Source organism: Sphingomonas sp. (assembly GCF_023266535.1).
Classification (GTDB): domain Bacteria; phylum Pseudomonadota; class Alphaproteobacteria; order Sphingomonadales; family Sphingomonadaceae; genus Sphingomicrobium.
Window position 1 is genome coordinate 1 of record NZ_JAHFPY010000053.1, and the last position, 18,910, is coordinate 18,910.

Below are 18,910 nucleotides of genomic sequence, written 5' to 3' on the forward strand. Positions count from 1 at the left end.
CCGCCGATCCTGATCCTCGACGAGGCGACATCGGCGCTCGACAGCCGGACCGAGGAAGCGATCCAGTCGACGCTCAATGCAGCGGCGCGCGGGCGGACGACGATCATCATCGCGCACCGGCTGTCGACCATCGTTGGCGCCGACCAGATCGTGGTGCTCGATGCCGGCCGAGTGGCCGAGCGCGGCACTCATGCCGAGTTGCTCAGCCGTGGCGGGCTTTACGCCGAGCTATGGGCGCGGCAGGCTGCCGAGCGCGAACTGGAGGATGTGGCAGAGGGGTAGCGCCAATGTCCGCTTTGGGTGGAAAGCGGACGTAAGACTTGCGTCAATGTCAGCTTGCCGCCGGAGCGGACGCTACGGGATCGATTCCCAGGCGCTTTTGCGCAGCCGCCAGCGCGTTTTCAAAGCGCGAATTTCCTCTAAGGAGATCGAAGTCGGAGTCGATGGCAGCGCCTCTCGTCAATGTCGGTCCTGCCTGCGCCAGGACAGGCTCAAGCAGATCAAGAGCAGCGTCCTGTTCCTTGAGATGGGCGCTCAGGATACAAGCGAAATTGTATCGCATCCTGAGATTGTCGGGATCGATCAATAGGGCTCGCTCGATCGTCTCAATCGCTCGCACCCGGTTTCCGGCAATCGCATACCCTCCGGCACAAATGCCGAGGGCGGCTCCGTTGCTCGGGTCTTCTGCAAGGACCCTTTCCGATTGCGTGTGCATCATTTCAGCACCACGAGCTACTCCCTCGTGGTCACCTAATGCCTGATAGCAGGACACCAGCATCGCCCAGGAATGAAAGTCGGTCTCGATAAGTTCGACGGCCTTTTCATAATGCTGCGCGGCATTGGCAAACCTGCGCTGCGCATTGGCAATCCGGGCCGCTTCCCGATTGACTTCCCAAGAGTCCGGATCGAGTTCGAGTGCACGCTCAATTTGCCGCTCAGCAGCTTCGAAATCCCCTTGCTCGAAAAGGATGTGGGACTTCACGGCATAGGCTTCGGCAATGCCTGGATCGATCGAAAGCGCACGATCTGCCGATGCTCCACCGTCTTCTTCGGCAACTCCAAAATAATAATGGAGACTGGTCTGCGCGAGCGCCATCAGTGCCCAGGCCCTTGCGTAGGTCGGGTCGATTTCGACCGCGCGCCGGGCAAGGCGGATCACGCGCTGCTCACGTTTGATGTCACCGTAGTTTCCCGAGACCCAATATTTTCGCGCCATGAGGTAGAGGTTATAAGCCTCAGCGCTGGTCGTCCCTCGTTGCTCGATCGCTTTCTTCTCGCCCGGCAGAAGCTTGATCTTGAGAGCGTCCACTATTGCCTTCGACAGCTCATCCTGGATTGCAAAGATATCCGTGAGGTCGCGATCGTATCGCTCCGCCCAGACGTGACCACCGGTATGTCCGTCGATCAGCTGGGCGGTAATTCGCACACGGTTGCCAGCCTTGCGGACGCTGCCCTCAAGAACATGGCTAACCCCCAGACTTCGGGCGACATCGCCCACATCGAGCGACTGCCCCTTGAACTGGAAAGCCGTATTGCGGGCGATAACCTCAAGCGCCGAGACCTTCGACAGGTCGGTGGTAATGTCTTCGCTGATTCCGTCGCTGAAATATTCTTGTTCGACATCGCCGCTCATGTTCTGGAACGGCAGCACGCACACCGAAACCGCACGGCCCGCTTGGCGCATGTTGGCGGAAGGCTTCTCCGACGAACCCGCGAGCGCTTCGACGCTTGCCACCAGCTTTTGCCATCCTGGCGTTTTGCCGTTGCCTTTCCAATCCTTCAGGTCGGCGCACTGGATCTGGTTGAAAGGTAAGGGTGGGATGCTGCCGTCCAGCGTCGCCTGCACCAGGGTCCCGGCCGAACGCGCCTCGTCGGCCTCCGCCCTAACCCATTGCGATTTGCATGCATCGGACGACCAGAGCACCACGACGGCCTTGGCCGACCTTAGGCGTTCCTGGATTACATCGGCATATGGCCGGTGTGCGGGAAGGTCCTCATCGCGCCATACGCTTCGACCGCCCTTCCGCAAGGCATCCGTGACAAGCTTCGATTGCGGCTCGTCCTCCCGCGCGTATGACACGAACACGTCCGCCATAGAGCGCTCCTCAATCGCTTTGGATATCAGGACTCCACGGGTGAGTCACACGACTGAAACGGATGGCCTCTCCTAATGTCCGCAATGGGTCGATTTCGGCCATAAGGCCGCGACATGCTAGCGAGTGGCGCTGGAGGTTTTGAAGCAATGGCCAAGCTGGTGTTCGGAATGAACCAGTCGCTCGACGGCTATGTCGACCATGACAAGTTCGGGCCGAGCCCGGCGCTGTTTCGCCGCTTCATCGAGGAAGCGCGGAGCCAGGCGGGCAGCATCTATGGCCGCAAGCTGTACGGGCTGATGGCTTATTGGGACGAGGACCGCCCCGAATGGGACGAGCCCAGGCGGGCGTTCGCGAAAGCCTGGCGGGCCCAGCCGAAATGGGTGGTGTCGCGCACGCTGCAGCCGGTCGGCCCCAATGCCCAGCTGATCGAAGGCGAGCTAGAACCCGCGATCCGCAAGCTCAAGGCCGAGGTCGCCGGGGATATCGAGGTCGGCGGGCCGGACCTGGCGCGAAGCCTGACCGAGCTGGGCCTGATCGACGAATATCGAATCTATCTGCACCCGGTCGTGCTGGGCAGCGGCAACCCCTATTTTCATAGGGACCGTCCGCGGCTTCGCTTTGCCGGCAGCGAACAAATCGACGAGGATGTCGTCCGGCTAAGCTATATCCCTGCTTAGAAACTTGGCCTGCCGAGTGACTCAGGGCCGCGGCGAGGCCGCCGGACTCTGACCCGGCCGCTCGAAGATTTCGTGCGGCTTTTCCTGGACGAAGAAACTCGCGGCCTTGTCGCCGGCAAAGGTGATCTTCGAGCCGAGGCCGAACTGGTCGACTTCGATCGCCGCGACCAGATCGATGTTGATCCACACCGGCTCGCCGCCGCCCTTGTTGGTTTGATGCGTGCAGCAGAGAAATCGCGCCATAACCCCTCCTTGCGTTGCGACCGGCATAGAGGAGTCGCGACGCGAAAGCGAAGGCAAGAGCGCGAAATGGACGCGGCGTCAGCGATCCGTCATATTTGCTCATGAACGCGCCGACTCGGCGGTGGAGGGACGATGCACCGGCAGCTCGACGACAAGACCCTGGTAAATGGCCAGATCTCACCCGAAGACATTGAGGCGCTGAAGGCGCTGGGCGTGACCCTGATCGTCAACAATAGGCCTGACGGCGAGGATGTCGGCCAGCCGGAAAGCGACGATATCGAAGCCGCGGCCAGGGCGGCCGGGATCGATTACCGCCATGTGCCGATCGCGCGCGGGCTGGGCCCGTCGGACATCGAGGCGATGCGCGAGGCGATGCATGCCGCCGGCGAGGGCAAGCTGTTTGCCTTCTGCCGATCGGGCAACCGCTCGACGCTAGCCTGGGCGGTGGCCAAGAGCGAGGACGGAGTGCCGACCGAGGAGCTGCATCGCCAGGCCAACCAGGCCGGGTTCGACCTGGGGCCGGTTGCCCACCTACTTAGGGACTAGGATTCGCCGGCGGCCTTCAACGCGGCGGCCGCTTCCTCCAGTTCTTCATCGAGCACCATTAGGCGGACTTGCAACGGCAAGCCGTCGGCATAGCCGTAACTGACCGCGTCAAAGAGCGCGACGTGGAAGCCATGGCTTTCCAAAAAGGTGCGCGCGATTTGACCTTCGACGGGACTGGAAAAGCGTCTGAGCTCGACCAGGCTCACGCAGCCGTGCCGCCGACCGTAATGCCGTCGATCAGCAGGCTTGGCTGGCCGACCCCGGCGGGGATCGACTGGCCGCCCTTGCCGCACATGCCGACGCCTTCGTCCAGCGACATGTCGTTGCCGATGCCCTTGACCCGGGTCAGCACAGTCGGGCCGTCGCCGATCAGCGTTGCGCCCTTGATCGGCGGGCCGATCTTGCCGTTCTCGATGCGGTAGGCCTCGGTGCAGCCGAACACGAACTTGCCGCTGGTGATGTCGACCTGGCCGCCGCCGAAATGCTTGGCGTAGATGCCGTGCTTGACCCGCCCGATCAGCTCTTCGGGCTCGTCGGTCCCGCCGAGCATGAAGGTGTTGGTCATGCGCGGCATCGGCGCATGGGCGAAGCTTTCGCGGCGGCCATTGCCGGTCGGCTCCATGCCCATCAGGCGGGCGTTGAGGCGGTCCTGCAAATAGCCCTTCAAAATGCCGTCCTCGATCAGCACGGTGCGCGAGGTCGGCGTTCCTTCATCGTCGATGCTGAGCGAGCCGCGGCGGCTCTCGATCGCGCCCTCGTCGATGACGGTGACGCCGGGCGCGGCGACCCGCTCGCCGATCCTGCCGGAGAAGGCCGAGGTGCCCTTGCGGTTGAAGTCGCCCTCGAGGCCGTGGCCGACCGCTTCGTGCAGCAGGACGCCGCACCAGCCGTTGCCGAGCACCACCGGCATTTCGCCGGCCGGGGCAGGGACGCTTTCGAGGTTGGTGAGCGCCTGGGCCAGCGCCTCGTCGATCGCCCGGTTCCAGGTCGCCGGTTCGAACAGATGATCGTAGAGATAGCGGCCCCCAAGGCCGAAGCCGCCGGTTTCGCGGCGGTCGCCCTGCCTGGCGACAATCGATACGTTGAGACGGACCAAAGGGCGGACATCGGTGGCGAAGAAACCGTCGGCGCGGACGATCTCGACCACCGACCAGCTGCCCGATAGGGCGACGCTGACCTGGGCGACGCGCGGATCGCGCGCACGAGCGGCGGCGTCGATCGCCTGGCACAGCTCGACCTTTTTGGCGAAGGGGATCGCCGCCAGCGGATCGTCGGAGCCGTACATCGCGCGGTTGGTGCGGGGTGGCGGAGCGGCGGCAGGGCCCCTGGCGGGATCGAGCAGCTTCAACGTCTGGGCGGCACGGTCGATCGCGGCGGCGCTGATCTCGTTGGCGTGGGCGAAAGCGGTCATCTCGCCGGTGACGCCGCGCAGGCCGAAGCCCGAGCCGGTGTGATAATCGGCGGTCTTCAGGCGCCCGTCGTCGAACCCGAACGCCTCGCTCACCCGATACTGGAGGTAGAGCTCGCCATCGTCATGGCCGGCGAGGTGCCTGGCCGCGAGCGACGCGGCCTCGGCCGGATCGAGCGTCCGGTAGAGAAAGTCGCGGGGATTCACGAGTTTTTGTCGGCGGGCCCGCCTTCGAGCACGAAGCGGCGGTCGCAATAGCCGCAGTCGACGAAGCCGACGCTGTCGTCGATCTGGTAATAGACGCGGGGGTGGCCGAGCGCGGCATCGACCTGGCCGGAACCGTCGCAGGCGACTCGATGATGCTTGGTGCGAATAACTTCAGGGGGCGGTTGCATAGGCCAGATGACCTAGCAGCCGCCCCCTGCCGCTTCAATAAGAGTGGGGTCCTATTGAGCGGGTAAGCTTATTGATATTCGGCGGTGAGGTCGAAATCGGCCGCATAGAGGCCGTTCGGCTGGCTCGCCGCGATATCGAAGGTGCCGCCGACGCCGACGGTGAAGGCACCCGTCGCGTCGATGGAACGAGTATCGGTCAAGCCGACGCCACCATCCATCGTGAAGGCACTGACGGTGAGGAAGTTGGCGCCGCTGACCAGCACACCGCCGGCCGGCGGCGTGAGCGTCAGGTCGACCTGCTGGTTCGCGGTACCGGCACCGGCGAACAGGCCACGCTGGCCCGGAGCCGTCGGGACGCCGACCACGCCGCCCGAAACGGTACGCGCGCCGGTGTCTTCATTGATGGTGACGTTGCCGGCCACCGCGCTGGCGATGACGGTGCCGAAGTCCAGGTCGTCGACCCTGGTCAAGGTCAGCGGCTGCAGGACAAGCCCGCGGGCTTCGGCCGTGGCGGAGGCCGTCACGCTCTGCGCGAAGGCAGGAGTCGCAAAGGCAACGGAAGCGGCGAGCGCCGCGAGGCAGATATTCAAGCGCATTTCTTGGTTCCCACACAGTGTTAAAGGTGGGGCAATCATGCGGCCTGCGCCTCAACAGGCTTTCAATGACCAAGGTAGCCGGAAAATTTACCTTGTCTGTCAGGGATATTGGACAGTGATGTCGATATCGCCGACATAGATTCCGGCGACCGCATTGGCCGGCACGGCGATCTGCGCGCCGACTGCGAAGGTGAAGCTGGTCTGCTGCGCCAGCGCCCTCTTGTCCTGGCCGTCCAGCGTGAAATTGCTGACCGACAGCGTCTCGGTCCCGCCGACCCGCTTGATCAGCAGCGGCTTGTTCGGAACCTTGATGTTGACCACCGACTTCTTGACCGCGGCGCCGACATAGCGCGCCGGCAACGGCGTGCCATTTAGGTGGAGAAGGCCGCCGCTGACGGTCATGGTGCCACTGACCGGATCGATCGTCGCGGTGCCGCCGGTGGTGACGCCCAAGGTGGCGAAATCCATGTCGGCGATGCTGCTCAGCGTCAGCGGATGGACGATGATCACATCGCCTTTGGCCGTGGGCGAGGATTGCACGGGCGCGGCCCCTGCCGCTTGGCCGAGCGGCAGGAGGGAAAGGATGGCAAGCGCCGGGATTCGGACCGGGCAAGACATGCGCCGCGCTTAACATGGTTAACGACAAGAAAAGGATGATGGGTAAGGTAAATTCCTCATTTACCAGTTCGGCTTTCGCGCGGGTCGGCGCGCGGCTATGCGAATCGCCATGACCGACGCGAGAGAGCCCGCGATCCGCATCAACGGACTGTGCAAGACCTATGCGGGTAAGGGAATCCCGCCCAAGCGCGCGCTCGACGATGTCAGCTTCGATGTCCCGCGCGGGCAGATTTTCGGGCTGCTCGGCCCCAATGGCGCCGGCAAGTCGACGTTGATCAACATCCTGGCCGGGCTGGTGGTGAAAACGAGCGGGTCGGCCGAGATCTGGGGCTTCGACATCGACCAGCACCCGCGCAACGCCAAACGGTCGATTGGCATCGTCCCGCAGGAGATTTTGTTCGACCCCTTCTTCACGCCGCGCGAGGCGCTGGAGATTCAGGCTGGGCTGTATGGGGTTCCGCCGTCGGAGCGGATTACCGACGAGCTGCTCGCCGCGGTTCATTTGACCGACAAGGCCCATGCCTATTCGCGCACCCTATCGGGCGGCATGAAGCGGCGGCTGCTGGTCGCCAAGGCGATGGTCCATTCGCCGCCGGTGCTAGTGCTCGACGAGCCGACCGCGGGGGTCGACATCGAGCTTCGCCAGCAATTGTGGGACTATGTCCGGGGCCTCAATCGGCAGGGGGTGACGGTGGTGCTGACCACCCATTATCTCGAGGAAGCCGAGCAGCTGTGCGACCGCATCGCGATCATCAACCACGGCAAGCTCATCGCCAATGAGCCGACCCGCGAGCTGGTCGCCAAGGCGCAGGACAAGGCGGTGGTGGTCGAGGTCGACCGCGACATCGGCGGCCCGCCCGACGCGCCGGAGTTCGAGAAGATCGACGTCACCGGGCCGAGGACCATCGAAATCATCTACCGCAAGGACAAGGTCAACGCCGGCCAGGTGCTCGACGTGCTGCAGAAGGCAGGGTTCGGGATCATCGACGTTTCGACGCGCGACCCCGACCTGGAAGATGTGTTCCTGAGCCTGACGCGTACCAGCTAAACAACAATATTGCGGGGAAATATGATTACACTGCTTGCCCTAGTTTTTGCTGCCGCCACCCAAGCATCCGGCCCAATTGGCGAGGAGGGCAGGACCGATGGATTTTACGTCGCCCAGCTGGCGGTTCCCGACGTCGATGGCCTAGAACGCGAATGGGCAGTGCCGGGCGAAGGGGTGAATGTGACGGGAACGTCCGAGCTCGTTCGCAACAAGGCGACCTTCACGACCATCAGCTTTGGCGGATGCACCAAGGATGCGGCTGGCCGCTGCCGCATCACCGTCGCCTATCAAATCTTCGCTCCCGACGGTTCCTATTATGGAGGCAGGGAATCCTCGGAGCGCGCCACGGCTTTCGATGGTCCAATGAGCGATCCGGCTCAGATGTACCTAGGCGGGGCCTATATGGGGGTCCGGATCGAACCGGGTGAAGCATTGGGCAAGTACAGGATTCGTGCCACCACGACCGATGAGATCGGTCACAAAACGGTAGTCACAGAACGGGTTCTGACGGCGGTGGAAGCGAAATGAGCCCTGCAGCTTTCACCGGCGGGTCCGCCGCTTGAGCGCGCGCTCCTTCGATGTCCTGATCGTCGGGTCCGGCGCGGCGGGCCTCACCGCGGCGCTCAACCTGGCCACCAGCCTGAAGGTGGGAGTGATCGCCAAGGGCAAATTGAGCGAAGGCGCGACCGGCTGGGCCCAGGGCGGCATCGCCGCGGTGCTGGAGGAAGGTGACAGTTTCGACGCCCATGTCCGCGACACGATGATCGCCGGCGCGGGCCTCAACAAACAGGCGGTGGTCGAGCATGTGGTGAGCGAGGCGCCGCACGCCATCGCCCGGCTGATCGAGCTGGGCGTGCCGTTCGCGACCGAGAATGGCGAGCTGCATTTGACGCGCGAAGGCGGCCACAGCCACCGCCGCATCGTTCATGTCGCCGACGCCACCGGCTGGGCAGTGCAGGAAGCGCTGGAGAAGGCGGCTGCGGCCAGCGCCAACATCACCCTCATCCCCGACATGGTGGCGATCGACCTCATCACCGGCCGCCATGCCGAGGAATTTTCGACCTCGGGCGCGGTCCACGGACTCTACGCCCTCAACCGCAAGACCAGGCGGGTCGATGCGCTGACCGCGCGGGCGACGATCCTCGCCACCGGCGGGGCGGGGCGCGCCTATCTCTTCTCGACCGCGCCGCGCGGGGCGACGGGCGATGGCATCGCCATGGCGTGGCGGGCGGGCTGCCGCATCTCCAACATGGAATTCATGCAGTTCCACCCGACCTGCCTCTACAATCTGGAGGTCAAGAATTTCCTGATCACGGAGGCGGTGCGCGGCGAAGGCGGCATTTTGAAGCACCCGCTCACCGGCCATCGCTTCATGCCGGATTATGACGAGCGCGGCGAGCTGGCCCCGCGCGACATCGTCGCCCGGGCGATCGACCATGAAATCAAGCGCGACGGCCTCGACTATGTCCACCTCGACATCGGCCACCGCGAACCCGAGTTCGTGAAGGAGCATTTCCCCAACATCTATGAGAAGCTGATGGGGCTGGGGATCGACATCACCAAAGAGCCGATCCCGGTCGTGCCCGCGCAGCATTACACCTGCGGCGGGGTGCTGATCGACATGCACGGCCGGACCGACGCGCCCTGCCTCTATGCCGCGGGCGAGGTCACCCAGTCGGGCCTCCACGGCGCCAACCGGCTGGCGTCCAACTCGCTCTTGGAATGCCTGGTGTTCGGCGAGGGCGCGGCCAGGCATATCCTCGACCATTGGGACGAGCTCCATGCGCCGCCGCCGATCCGCGCCTGGGACGAAAGCCGGGTGACCGACAGCGACGAGGAAGTGGTGATCACCCAGACCTGGGGCGAGATCCGCCGCTTCATGTGGAACTATGTCGGGATCGTCCGCACCACCAAGCGGCTGGAGCGGGCCAAGCACCGGATCGATATGCTGCGGCAGGAGGTGCGCGACTATTACGCCCACTTCCGGGTGACGCCCGACCTGATCGAACTACGCAACCTGGTCGAGGTCGCCGACCTGATCATCCGCTCCGCGCTTCACCGCCACGAAAGCCGCGGACTGCACTATACGCTCGACTATCCCAAGCTGGCCAAGGAAGCGGTCGACACGGTGTTGGTGCCTTAGCGGCTTAATGTTGCTGTTGGGGGAAAGCGGGCTTTACTTGCTGTTGATATGGGGAGCGGGTTGGCATGCGCGTTGAGCAACAGCCAGCTTCACTATTTCCCTGCGTCCGTAGAAATCACTCGTGACGTACGAAACTCGAACCCGCGTATGCGGGTGAACGGCACCCCCGCGCGGTTCAACCAAATGATAGCCACGTCGAACTTCGCCCTGCCCATAGTCGAACTCAGTTCCCCTAATGCTCCATCGTTCGTTTCCGGCAGTCGTCTTTGATCCCTCTGGATCGCCAGGTTGAAAATAGTCCAAGCAGCCTTCGACCGTGGCAAAGGCTTTACGTTGCACCTGGCTCCTAATGTAACTGGTGTCTTCGATTTCCTTGAATATCATGAAGGCAGTGAAGCCCAGCCAGAAGACGGAAAATGCGAGCACGTAGTTGCGCGACCGCAACCGCCTACGCTGGAGGAACATAGCGAGGGCTAGGAGGCCGAAGCCGATCGCGAGGAACAAAGCATAGAACCCGTAAACGGGTTGGATTTGCTCCGGGCGCGCTGTCAGGTCGAACGCAATTTGATAGTCCAATTGCATCCCCCGATGTCACCCACTCCCGCCGACATCACACACACGTGGAGCGTCCGCAATGGGCCGGAACCGGAAAATGTTCTTGTGCCCTAAGAGCTGTTGCCGAGCCGTCCGAGCATGCGGTCGATCCGCTGCAGCGAAATATCGAGCGTTTGAATTTCCGGGTGGGTCGCGACCAATATCACGTCGCCGATCAGGCTGTTGCCGAGCTCACGAAGCTCGGCACGAAGGGCCTGCAATTCCATCGCCAACGAATTGCCATTCGGCGTGGCGGCCGTGCCGGCGACGAGACCGCCGGCCAGCTTGCCGGCCTTGAAATCCGATACAATCCGGTCGACCCGCTCCTGGCCGGCTGCGGGCTTTCGCGGCATCCAGTCGGCGACATGAACGTAAGAGCAAAAAGCGACGCCGCCCTTGCGATCGGCCTTCCAGGCGATCCTCCCGCCGATCTCGAGGCTGCCGCGCCGCAACAGAACCGCCGTGCCGACATCCGGAATGACCGGAGATTCGATGAGCGCACCGGTCTGCGACATGTTGCGGACATTCACGGACACGGCCTCGCCGTCCCAGCCGAGGGTCGCGGAGACGAACAAATGCGTTCGCGGCGCGATCCGGGCGTCTTCGACGGTAGCGATCACTGATGCTGCGTTGTTCACGAACCGACCCTGGCGGAAAAAAATGAATAACTGCAGGATGTTCGGTCCGGAACGGACCTAAAACCCTGAGCCTGGGCGGGTAAGAAACGGATCGCGCGGCCGCCGATCAGGCGAGCTTGGTCCGATCGAGAAAGCGCCGGATATGCCAGCTTGCCTCGGGCCCATGGGTCTCAAGCAGGAAGTGGCTTCCATCCATCAGGCGCAGTTCGGCGTGGGGCAGGTCGCGCATATAGGCCTTGGCGCCGGCGACGGCGAAGACCGGGTCACGCTTTCCCCAAATGATGAGCGCCGGCGGCCTTCGTTCGCGAAAGAAGGAATGAAAGGCGGGATAGAGGGCGACGTTGGTGCCGTAATCGGTAAGCAGGTCGAGCATCGCCTCGCCGTTCCCGGGCCTGGAAAGGCTGGTCCAGTCGATCGTCCAATTGTCCGGGCTGAGCCGCTCCAGCTGCTCCTCGGGGACGCCGCCGGTGTAGTTGCGCTTGATGCGCGCCTCGCTGATCGGTCCGATCGCCGCCCGTTTTTCGGGCGTGGGGTTGCTCCACAGGTCGCGCATCTCATCCCAGTCCGGCCCGAGGCCGTCGTCATAAGCATTGCCGTTCTGCGAGATGATGGCCGTGACCTGGTTCGGTCGTTTGAGCGCGAGCCTGAGCCCGATCGGCGCTCCGAAATCCTGGATGTAGATGGCGTGGCGATCGAGGCCGACCGCATCGGTGAATTCGGCGACAATGTCGGTGAGCGCCGCGAACGAGAAGGTGAACTTGTCCCGGTCGGGAAGGCTGCTTCGCCCAAATCCCGGATAGTCCGGCGCCACCAGCCGATAGCGGTCGGCCAGCGACGGGATGAGGTGCCGGAACATATGCGATGAGGTCGGGAAACCGTGCAGCAGGAGCAGGGCCGGCGCATCCCTGGGGCCGGCCTCGCGATAGAAAATGTCCAGTCCGCGAATCCTGACCGATCGATGCCGGACCGTGAGCCTCTCGAAATCAGGCACTTCGCTTTTTGGGGAAGCTTGAGCGGCGGCGGCTGGCAAAAGGCCCGCCCCGGCCGCGATTGCGGCAATCCCGAAGGTCGAACGTCGCGTTATGCCGGTCATTGATATTCCTGCCGAAACGATCGTCCAGCAAATAGGCCGGGCAGCGGCGTTCGTCCGCTATCCGTTCGGAATAGAATCGATGACCGGCATCTATGCCGACCCTTCAAACTCCTGATATTCGATCAGCTCGCCGGGCTGGCAACGGAGCGCCTGGCAGATCGCCTCCAGCGTCGAGAAGCGGATGGCGCGGGCCTTGCCGGTCTTGAGGATGGAGAGGTTAGCGAGCGTGATGTCGACCTGCTCGGCAAGCTCGGTCAGCGTCATCCGTCGCTGATGCAACAGCTCGTCGAGCTTGATCAGGATGGCCATCAGACGGTGCCCTCGAGATCCTCGCGCATCAGCGTCCCTTCGGCGAACACCCGGGCAAGGACGAAGGCCAGCAGGACGGCGAGCAACCCATCGGCAAGAAGCCGGCGTCAAGGTGGAGCGGGTTGTGCGGGGTCGAGATTTGGTGGCCAATCCCGCCGATGACCAGCGAAAGCAGCTGCAGCCCGAGCAGCAGCCAGGCGATGGTGTGGAGGCGGAAGGCATTGGCCGCGACGAACGGATCGCCGGCCTTGACCGTTTCGACAATCGCCAGGAGGCGTTTCAGCAGGCCGCTGTTGAGCAGGACCGCGACGATCCCCAGCGCGGCGATGGCCCGAAGGCCCATGATCATCTGCGGGATGCCCGAATCCGGAGTGATGCCGAGCGCGCGGAAGGTCCAGTCCTGGGCGACGATGGTGGCGGTCAGCAGGGCGAGAATGAAAGCGCCCGACAGCCAGTTGATGAGGATCAGGATGCGCAGGAATACATAGGCGATGGGCAAGGCCGAAGTTTGGTGGCTCATGACGTCACTCCGAATCACTTTATCGATAAACGATATAGCTTTTATCGTTTTTCGGCAAGGATTCGATTAGATGCGCGCACTCGCTACCGCAGTTTGCTGATTTTCAAGCCGTCCTGCCGGGCGCGGGCCTGGATCGATTCCTCGCTGCGGGTCAGCGCCTTGCTGATCGCTTTCAGGCTCATGCCCTTGCCGGCCAGCCGGTGCAGTTTCTGGATCTCGTCGCTGGTCCAGGGTTGCTTATGACGCTGAAATTTTTCGGCCATTATCCCTCCAAAGCCAGCATTAGAGACAGTCGGCCGGTTGGCCGCAATCGGGATCGCCTTCGGGGCAAAGCAACCCGAGCCTTCGGATCAGGACCGGCATGGTAAGCCCCTGAACGAAGATGGAGAAAGCGACGACCAGGAAGCTTGCCGCAATGACTTCGCCGCGCTCGGGCAGTGACAGTGGCAAAGCGAGTGCCAGTGCGAGAGCAAGGGCGCCGCGCAGCCCTCCCCAAAACAACACATGCTTATACTTCCAGGGCACCGCCAAGCTAGTGCAGGCAAAGGCCAGGCTCGAGGGATAGACCGCCACCGCGCGGCCGGCGAGCGCAGCGACCGTCGCTACCGCTGCAACCGGGACGGCGGCAAGCAAGACCGGTGAGGCCTCGGCATCCCCGATCAGCAAGAAGACGAAGCTGTTGGCAAGAAACGCCGCGAACTCCCAAAAGCTGAGCAGCGTGGGCCTGCCGGCCGCGGACAATGATCCCAGCTTGCCAAAATTGCCGACCAATATTCCTGCCGACAAGGTTGCAAGCACCCCCGACATCTTGAGTTGCTCGGCTACCAGAAAGCTGCCGTAGGCCGCGATCATCGTCAGGGTGATTTCGACCAAGGGGTCCTCGGTTCGGGCGGCGAGGAACAGGACGAACGCACCAACGACAATGCCGCACAGGGTGCCGCCGATCGCAATCCGGACGAGCGACAAGCCAATATCCCCGGCGCCGGCACCGGAGCCAGAGGCAATGCCGAGCAGCAGCGCGAAGCCGACCGCCGCGACGCCATCGTTGAGCAAGCTTTCGGATTCGACGAGCAAATGCAGCCGGTGCTCGACACGAACTTCCTTGAACAGGGCGATCACCGAGACCGGATCGGTGGCGGCGATCAGTACGCCGAAAAAACCTGCGGCCAACCAGCTCCAACCGGTTAGCCAATGCATGGCGGCGGCGACCAGGATCGCAGCCAACACAACGCCAATCGTGACCAGCACGAGCAACAGCGGAAATTCCCGCCTTAGTGATCGCCACTCGATGTTAAGCGCTGCCTCAAAAACAAGCGGCGGCAGAAACACCTGCATAATGAGGCTGGGCGTGATGCTAAGATTTGTCCCCAATGGCGTCAGCGCGAGAGCGAAGCCGGCAATGACCAGCCCGACGCTGTACGGCATACCGATGCGGCGGGTCAGCATCGCCACCAGTGAAGCGACCAGCAGGACAAGGCCAAGGGTTCCAAAGTCTACCGGGACGTGTTCCATCGAGCAGCCTTTTGGAAAGCCTTGCTCCTGCCGTCAAACGCTGGAATTGGGGCGCCGGCCTGCTAAGGCAGGCCGCACATGTCCGAAGCCCAGAACCATCTCTATCTCGTCGACGGGTCGAGCTACATCTTTCGCGCCTATCACCGGCTGCCGCCGCTGACCAACCGCCACGGCACCCCGGCCGGTGCGGTCTATGGCTATACGGCGATGCTGTGGAAGCTGGCCGACAGCCTCCACAAGGCCGACGGGCCGACCCATATGGCGGTGATCCTGGATGCGTCGGAATCGACCCACCGCAACCAGATGTACGACCAGTATAAGGCCAACCGGCCGCCGGCGCCCGAAGACCTGGTCCCGCAATTCCCGCTGATCCGGGTCGCGACCCGCGCCTTCTCCATTCCGTGCATCGAGGAGAACGGGCTGGAAGCCGACGATATCATCGCGTGCTATACCCATGCCGCGGTCCGCGCCGGCTGGAAGGTGACGATCGTCAGCTCCGACAAGGATTTGATGCAGCTGGTCGTCGACGGCCAGGTCGACATGCTCGATACGATGAATGACCGGCGGATCGGCATCGCCGAAGTGCATGAGAAGTTCGGGGTCGGGCCGGACAAGGTCGGCGACGTGCTGGCGCTGATGGGCGACAGCGTCGACAATGTGCCGGGGGTGCCGGGCGTCGGGCCCAAGACCGCGACCCAGCTGATCCAGCAATATGGCGATTTGGAAACGGTGCTGGCCTCCACGCACGAAATCACCAAACCCAAGCTCAAGCAGAATCTGGTCGAGCATGCCGAGATGGCGCGGCTGAGCCGGCGGCTGGTCGAACTGGTGTGCGACAGCCCGCTGCCCGAGCCGCTCGAGGATCTGGTGCTGAAGGGCATCCCGCCCGAGCCGCTGCGCGAATTCCTCGAGGACCAGGGGTTCAAGTCGCTGCTCAACCGGGTCGGCGGGGTGGGGCCTCCAGGTGGCGGCGCGTCGAGCGGCGGCGCCCGGCCGGTTGACGTCATGGCGTCACGGCCCGAGCCCAAGCCATTGGAAAAAGAGACAATATCGGTCGACCGGACGCAATATGAGTGCGTCATCAGCGAGGAGTCACTCGACCGCTGGATCGCCGAGGCGCGCCACAAGGGCTATGTCGCGATCGACACCGAGACCGACGCGCTCGACATTATGACCGCGAACCTGGTCGGGGTCAGCCTGGCGACCGAGCCCAACAAGGCCTGCTACATTCCGATCGGCCATGGCGGCGGCGATTTGCTGAGCGAGGCGCCGAGGCAGCTTGCGGCGGACCTGGTGCTGGGCAAGCTCAAGCCGCTGCTGGAGGATCCGGCGGTGCTGAAGATCGCCCACAACCTCAAATATGACTGGGCGATGCTGCAGAAGGCGGGAATCGACGTCGCGCCCTATGACGACACGCTGGTGATGAGCTTCGACCTCGACGCCGGCCGGTCGAACCACGGGCTGGACGAGCTCGCCCAGATCCATTTCGACCATGAGTGCATCGCCTTCAAATCGGTGTGCGGGGTCGGGGCGAAGCAGATCAGCTTCGACAAGGTGCCATTGGACGCGGCGACCGAATATGCCGCCGAGGATGCCGATATCTGCCTGCGCCTGTGGCTGCGGCTGAAGCCGCGCCTGGCCGGGGAGGGATCGACCCGGGTCTATCAGATGGTCGACCGGCCACTGGTGACCACGGTCGGCAAAATGGAGCGGCGCGGGATCAAGGTCGACCGCGACTATCTGGCCAAGCTCAGCGGCACCTTCGCGACCGAGATCGTGGCGCTCGAGCAGCGGGTTTACGAGGCGGCGGGCGGACCTTTCACCATCGGTTCGCCGCAGCAGCTCGGCGCGGTGCTGTACGATCGGATGGGGCTGTCGGGCGGCCGCAAGGGCAAGAGCGGCCAATATTCGACCGACGTCAACGAGCTGGAGCGGCTGGCCGGCGACGCGGTCGAGGCGGCGCGGCTGGTGCTCGACTGGCGCCAGCTGACCAAGCTCAAGTCGACCTATACCGATGCGCTGCAGGCGCAGATCAACCGCGACACCAAGCGGGTCCACACCAGCTACAGCCTGTCGGGCGCGCAAACGGGGCGGCTGGCCTCGACCGAGCCCAATCTGCAGAACATCCCGATCCGCACCGAGATCGGCCGGCAGATCCGCGACGCCTTCGTCGCCGAGCCGGGCCATATGCTGATGAGCGCCGACTATAGCCAGATCGAGCTCAGGCTGGCGGCGCACATGGCCGACGTGCCCCAGCTGAAGGAGGCCTTCGCCAAGGGCGAGGACATCCACGCGCTGACCGCGATGGAGCTGTTCGGCACGGTCGACCGCGACACCCGCGGCAAGGCCAAGACGGTCAATTTCGCTATCCTCTACGGCATTTCGAGCTGGGGCCTGGCCGGGCGGCTGGGCGTGCCGCGCGAGGAGGGGAAGGCGATCATCGACCGCTATTTCACCCGCTTCCCCGGCATCCGCGCCTATATCGACGAGACGCTGGCGTTCGTCCGCGAGCATGGCTTCACCCGCACCCTGTTCGGGAGGAAGACCCATTTCCCGAATATCCGCGCGGCCAACCCCAACTTCCGCGCCGGGGCCGAGCGGGCGGCGATCAACGCGCCGATCCAGGGGACCAGCGCCGACCTCATCAAGCGGGCGATGAACCGGATGGACGGGGCGCTGGCCAATGCCGGGCTAACTGACGTCAAAATGCTGCTGCAGGTCCATGACGAGCTGGTGTTCGAAGTGCCGCAGGGAAGGGAAGAGGCGGCCGCGGCGGTCGTTCGCGAGGTGATGGCCAAGGCGGCCGAGCCGGCGTTGACGCTCGACGTGCCGCTGGACGTCGAGGTCGGCTGGGGCCCCAACTGGGGCGCGGCGCATTGAGCCAAGCCCAGGCGACCGATACGGCCCCGTCGGCCGACCTTGCCGCGCTGGCGCGGGGCGGACGGATCAACTTCTTCGGCTTCATCCTGCGGCTGATGGCGCGGCTGCCGTTCCTGTTCATCGCCGGCCGCATGTATGGCGCGGCCCAGCTGGGGCGTTTCGCCTATGCGGTGCTGGTGATCGAACTGGCGGCGCAGCTTGCGACCCTCGGCCTCAAGCGTGGACTGGCGCACCAGCTGTCATACAGCGATCGCGACCACAGCCACGACTGCTTCGATGCGTTGTTGCTGGCGACATGCTCGTCGATCGTCCTGATGATCGTCCTCGGTACCTTCCCGCAGTTGATGTTCCCCAACAGCGAGGTTCATGGCGGCGATTTCCTGTTGCCCCTGACCGTATTGGCGCTGGCATTGACCGAGGTCATGTTGGCGGCGCTCGCCTATCGCCACGATATCGGCGCGACGGTCCGGGCCCGCTCGATCGTCGAACCCTGGACCATCTCAATTGCCGCCTTTGCCTGGGCATTCATTTCGGTCCGTGACGGGCTGATTATCTCCTACGCCCTGTCGATGGTCGCGGCGTTGGTGGCGGCGGCGATTCCCTTCTTCAAAAGCTATGGCGTGCCGCGCGGCTGGCACCCCCATCCCGAGCAGCTATGGGCGATGGCGCGGCGCAATATGCCGCTGGCCGCCGCCGACGCCATCGAATGGGGTTCGCGGCGGGTCGATGTGGCGGTCCTCGGCCTGTTCTTCCGGCCGGAAGTGGTCGGGATATATTATGTCGCCCAGCAGGTCGCGTCGCTGCCGCAAAAGCTGAAGACCAGCTTCGACCCCATTCTCGGTCCGGTGATCACCAAGAACCTTGCGGCAGGCGACAGGCTGGCGGTGGCCCGCCAGATTCGCCAGGTCGGATTCTGGATCATCGCGGCCCAGACTGCCGTGGCGCTGGCCCTGGGCATCCCCGGCGAAGCGGTGATGGGCCTGGTTGGCCCCGAATATGTCGCCGGAACCGCGGCGCTGGGCTTCCTGCTGGCCGCCGAGGTGGTCGCAGCTACCGCCGCCGTGTCGGAGAGCGCCCTGGTCTATGTAGCCCGCTTCAAGAATATGGCGATCAGCCTGATCATGCTAGCCATCGAGGCAGCGCTGGCCGCGTTCCTCATCATCGGCATGCGACAATTGGGCTGGTCGATCGCCTGGCAGGCAACCGGGCCCGCGCTGGCCCTCGCGCTGTCGCTCGGCATGTCGGCCATCGCCAAGGCGACCTTGCTCCAGCGCCTGCTGGGCGCGCCCATCATCGGTTGGCGCTGGCCAATCGTGTGGGCCACTGCGGCCGCCGTCGTCGTCGGAGAGGTTGCAATCTTGGGGCCCGAATGGGCCGAGTTGATCTTCGGAATCCCGGCCATCCTGGCAGCATTCGGCGCAATCATCTGGGTCAAGGGATTTGGACCCGACGACCGCGAGCTGTTCCGCATGCGCAAAGGCGAAGTCGAGCAGCTGGCCAATCCGGAAGCCGCCTGACCGGCGCCGCTCCGCTAATGTCGAAAGTGGCGCATTCCCGTAAATAGCATCGCCAGTCCGGCTTCATCGGCCGCCGC

At 63.9% G+C, this 18,910-nt stretch carries 21 protein-coding genes and 1 pseudogene; 8 read left to right on the forward strand and 14 right to left on the reverse strand.

Annotation, left to right across the window (positions count from 1 at the left end; all coding sequences use genetic code 11):
• A pseudogene (locus Q0C64_RS09295) lies at positions 1-282 on the forward strand (metal ABC transporter permease); the annotation flags it as partial.
• Between the two features lie 49 nt (positions 283-331).
• Here Q0C64_RS09295 and Q0C64_RS09300 read toward each other — a convergent pair.
• Positions 332-2,095, reverse strand: coding sequence for a TIR domain-containing protein (locus Q0C64_RS09300; RefSeq protein ID WP_294123047.1), 1,764 nt, complete (start codon positions 2,093-2,095; stop codon positions 332-334).
• Between the two features lie 147 nt (positions 2,096-2,242).
• Between Q0C64_RS09300 and Q0C64_RS09305 the strand changes: the two genes are divergently transcribed.
• Positions 2,243-2,773: a dihydrofolate reductase family protein gene (locus tag Q0C64_RS09305; RefSeq protein WP_294123049.1), complete on the forward strand. Its 531-nt coding sequence runs from the start codon at positions 2,243-2,245 to the stop codon at positions 2,771-2,773.
• 21 nt (positions 2,774-2,794) lie between these two features.
• On the opposite strand, the gene Q0C64_RS09310 is transcribed toward Q0C64_RS09305, so the two are convergent.
• A complete protein-coding gene (locus Q0C64_RS09310; RefSeq protein WP_294123051.1) occupies positions 2,795-3,016 on the reverse strand; it encodes a hypothetical protein in 222 nt (73 codons plus the stop codon).
• A 132-nt stretch (positions 3,017-3,148) separates the two neighbouring features.
• On the opposite strand from Q0C64_RS09310, the gene Q0C64_RS09315 reads away from it, so the two are divergent.
• Positions 3,149-3,562 carry a TIGR01244 family sulfur transferase gene (locus tag Q0C64_RS09315; protein WP_294123053.1) on the forward strand — a complete coding sequence of 138 codons (414 nt, stop codon included), beginning with the start codon at positions 3,149-3,151 and terminating at the stop codon, positions 3,560-3,562.
• Here the strand turns inward: Q0C64_RS09315 and Q0C64_RS09320 are convergent.
• From Q0C64_RS09320 to Q0C64_RS09340, 5 genes are all read right to left on the reverse strand, one after another.
• Positions 3,559-3,768: a DUF2007 domain-containing protein gene (locus tag Q0C64_RS09320; protein WP_294123055.1), complete on the reverse strand. Its 210-nt coding sequence runs from the start codon at positions 3,766-3,768 to the stop codon at positions 3,559-3,561. The two genes, Q0C64_RS09315 and Q0C64_RS09320, sit on opposite strands and share 4 nt — an antisense overlap.
• Positions 3,765-5,177: a metalloprotease TldD gene (tldD, locus tag Q0C64_RS09325; protein ID WP_294123057.1), complete on the reverse strand. Its 1,413-nt coding sequence runs from the start codon at positions 5,175-5,177 to the stop codon at positions 3,765-3,767. Before tldD ends, Q0C64_RS09320 begins: the two co-directional genes overlap by 4 nt.
• Positions 5,174-5,365, reverse strand: a complete 192-nt coding sequence (locus tag Q0C64_RS09330; RefSeq protein WP_294123059.1) for a zinc-finger domain-containing protein — start codon at positions 5,363-5,365, stop codon at positions 5,174-5,176. The genes tldD and Q0C64_RS09330 overlap by 4 nt, the downstream gene beginning before the upstream one ends.
• A gap of 68 nt (positions 5,366-5,433) precedes the next feature.
• Positions 5,434-5,961, reverse strand: a complete 528-nt coding sequence (locus tag Q0C64_RS09335; RefSeq protein ID WP_294123060.1) for a DUF4402 domain-containing protein — start codon at positions 5,959-5,961, stop codon at positions 5,434-5,436.
• A 99-nt stretch (positions 5,962-6,060) separates the two neighbouring features.
• Positions 6,061-6,501 (reverse strand): DUF4402 domain-containing protein, encoded by a 441-nt coding sequence (locus Q0C64_RS09340; protein ID WP_294123061.1) that lies wholly within the window; start codon positions 6,499-6,501, stop codon positions 6,061-6,063.
• A 187-nt stretch (positions 6,502-6,688) separates the two neighbouring features.
• Between Q0C64_RS09340 and Q0C64_RS09345 the strand changes: the two genes are divergently transcribed.
• From Q0C64_RS09345 to nadB, 3 genes are read left to right on the forward strand one after another with little or no spacing between them, the layout of a single operon-like run.
• The gene (locus Q0C64_RS09345) at positions 6,689-7,627 is read left to right on the forward strand and encodes an ABC transporter ATP-binding protein (protein WP_294123062.1); all 939 of its coding nucleotides are present in this window, start codon (positions 6,689-6,691) and stop codon (positions 7,625-7,627) included.
• A gap of 21 nt (positions 7,628-7,648) precedes the next feature.
• On the forward strand, positions 7,649-8,155 hold the full coding sequence (locus Q0C64_RS09350) for a hypothetical protein (protein ID WP_294123064.1): 507 nt from the start codon (positions 7,649-7,651) through the stop codon (positions 8,153-8,155).
• Positions 8,156-8,186: 31 nt separating this feature from the next.
• Positions 8,187-9,770 (forward strand): L-aspartate oxidase, encoded by a 1,584-nt coding sequence (gene nadB / locus Q0C64_RS09355; RefSeq protein WP_294123066.1) that lies wholly within the window; start codon positions 8,187-8,189, stop codon positions 9,768-9,770.
• 33 nt (positions 9,771-9,803) lie between these two features.
• Here nadB and Q0C64_RS09360 read toward each other — a convergent pair whose 3' ends face one another.
• The 7 genes from Q0C64_RS09360 to Q0C64_RS09390 all read right to left on the reverse strand — a co-directional run bounded on the left by Q0C64_RS09360 (position 9,804) and on the right by Q0C64_RS09390 (position 14,436).
• Entirely contained in the window at positions 9,804-10,346 is a 543-nt protein-coding gene (locus Q0C64_RS09360) for a hypothetical protein (protein WP_294123068.1), read from the reverse strand.
• An 89-nt stretch (positions 10,347-10,435) separates the two neighbouring features.
• Positions 10,436-11,002 (reverse strand): hypothetical protein, encoded by a 567-nt coding sequence (locus Q0C64_RS09365; RefSeq protein WP_294123070.1) that lies wholly within the window; start codon positions 11,000-11,002, stop codon positions 10,436-10,438.
• A gap of 106 nt (positions 11,003-11,108) precedes the next feature.
• Positions 11,109-11,993, reverse strand: a complete 885-nt coding sequence (locus Q0C64_RS09370; protein ID WP_294123072.1) for an alpha/beta hydrolase — start codon at positions 11,991-11,993, stop codon at positions 11,109-11,111.
• A gap of 192 nt (positions 11,994-12,185) precedes the next feature.
• Complete coding sequence (locus Q0C64_RS09375) at positions 12,186-12,404, reverse strand: helix-turn-helix transcriptional regulator (protein ID WP_294123074.1); 219 nt, start codon at positions 12,402-12,404, stop codon at positions 12,186-12,188.
• Between the two features lie 28 nt (positions 12,405-12,432).
• Complete coding sequence (locus Q0C64_RS09380) at positions 12,433-12,924, reverse strand: hypothetical protein (protein ID WP_294123078.1); 492 nt, start codon at positions 12,922-12,924, stop codon at positions 12,433-12,435.
• An 83-nt stretch (positions 12,925-13,007) separates the two neighbouring features.
• Positions 13,008-13,187 carry a hypothetical protein gene (locus Q0C64_RS09385; protein ID WP_294123081.1) on the reverse strand — a complete coding sequence of 60 codons (180 nt, stop codon included), beginning with the start codon at positions 13,185-13,187 and terminating at the stop codon, positions 13,008-13,010.
• A gap of 19 nt (positions 13,188-13,206) precedes the next feature.
• Positions 13,207-14,436, reverse strand: coding sequence for a cation:proton antiporter (locus Q0C64_RS09390; RefSeq protein ID WP_294123084.1), 1,230 nt, complete (start codon positions 14,434-14,436; stop codon positions 13,207-13,209).
• A 78-nt stretch (positions 14,437-14,514) separates the two neighbouring features.
• On the opposite strand from Q0C64_RS09390, the gene polA reads away from it, so the two are divergent.
• Positions 14,515-17,316 (forward strand): DNA polymerase I, encoded by a 2,802-nt coding sequence (gene polA, locus Q0C64_RS09395; RefSeq protein WP_294123087.1) that lies wholly within the window; start codon positions 14,515-14,517, stop codon positions 17,314-17,316.
• Positions 17,313-18,833: a lipopolysaccharide biosynthesis protein gene (locus Q0C64_RS09400; RefSeq protein ID WP_294123091.1), complete on the forward strand. Its 1,521-nt coding sequence runs from the start codon at positions 17,313-17,315 to the stop codon at positions 18,831-18,833. Before polA ends, Q0C64_RS09400 begins: the two co-directional genes overlap by 4 nt.
• Positions 18,834-18,910: the final 77 nt, after the last annotated feature.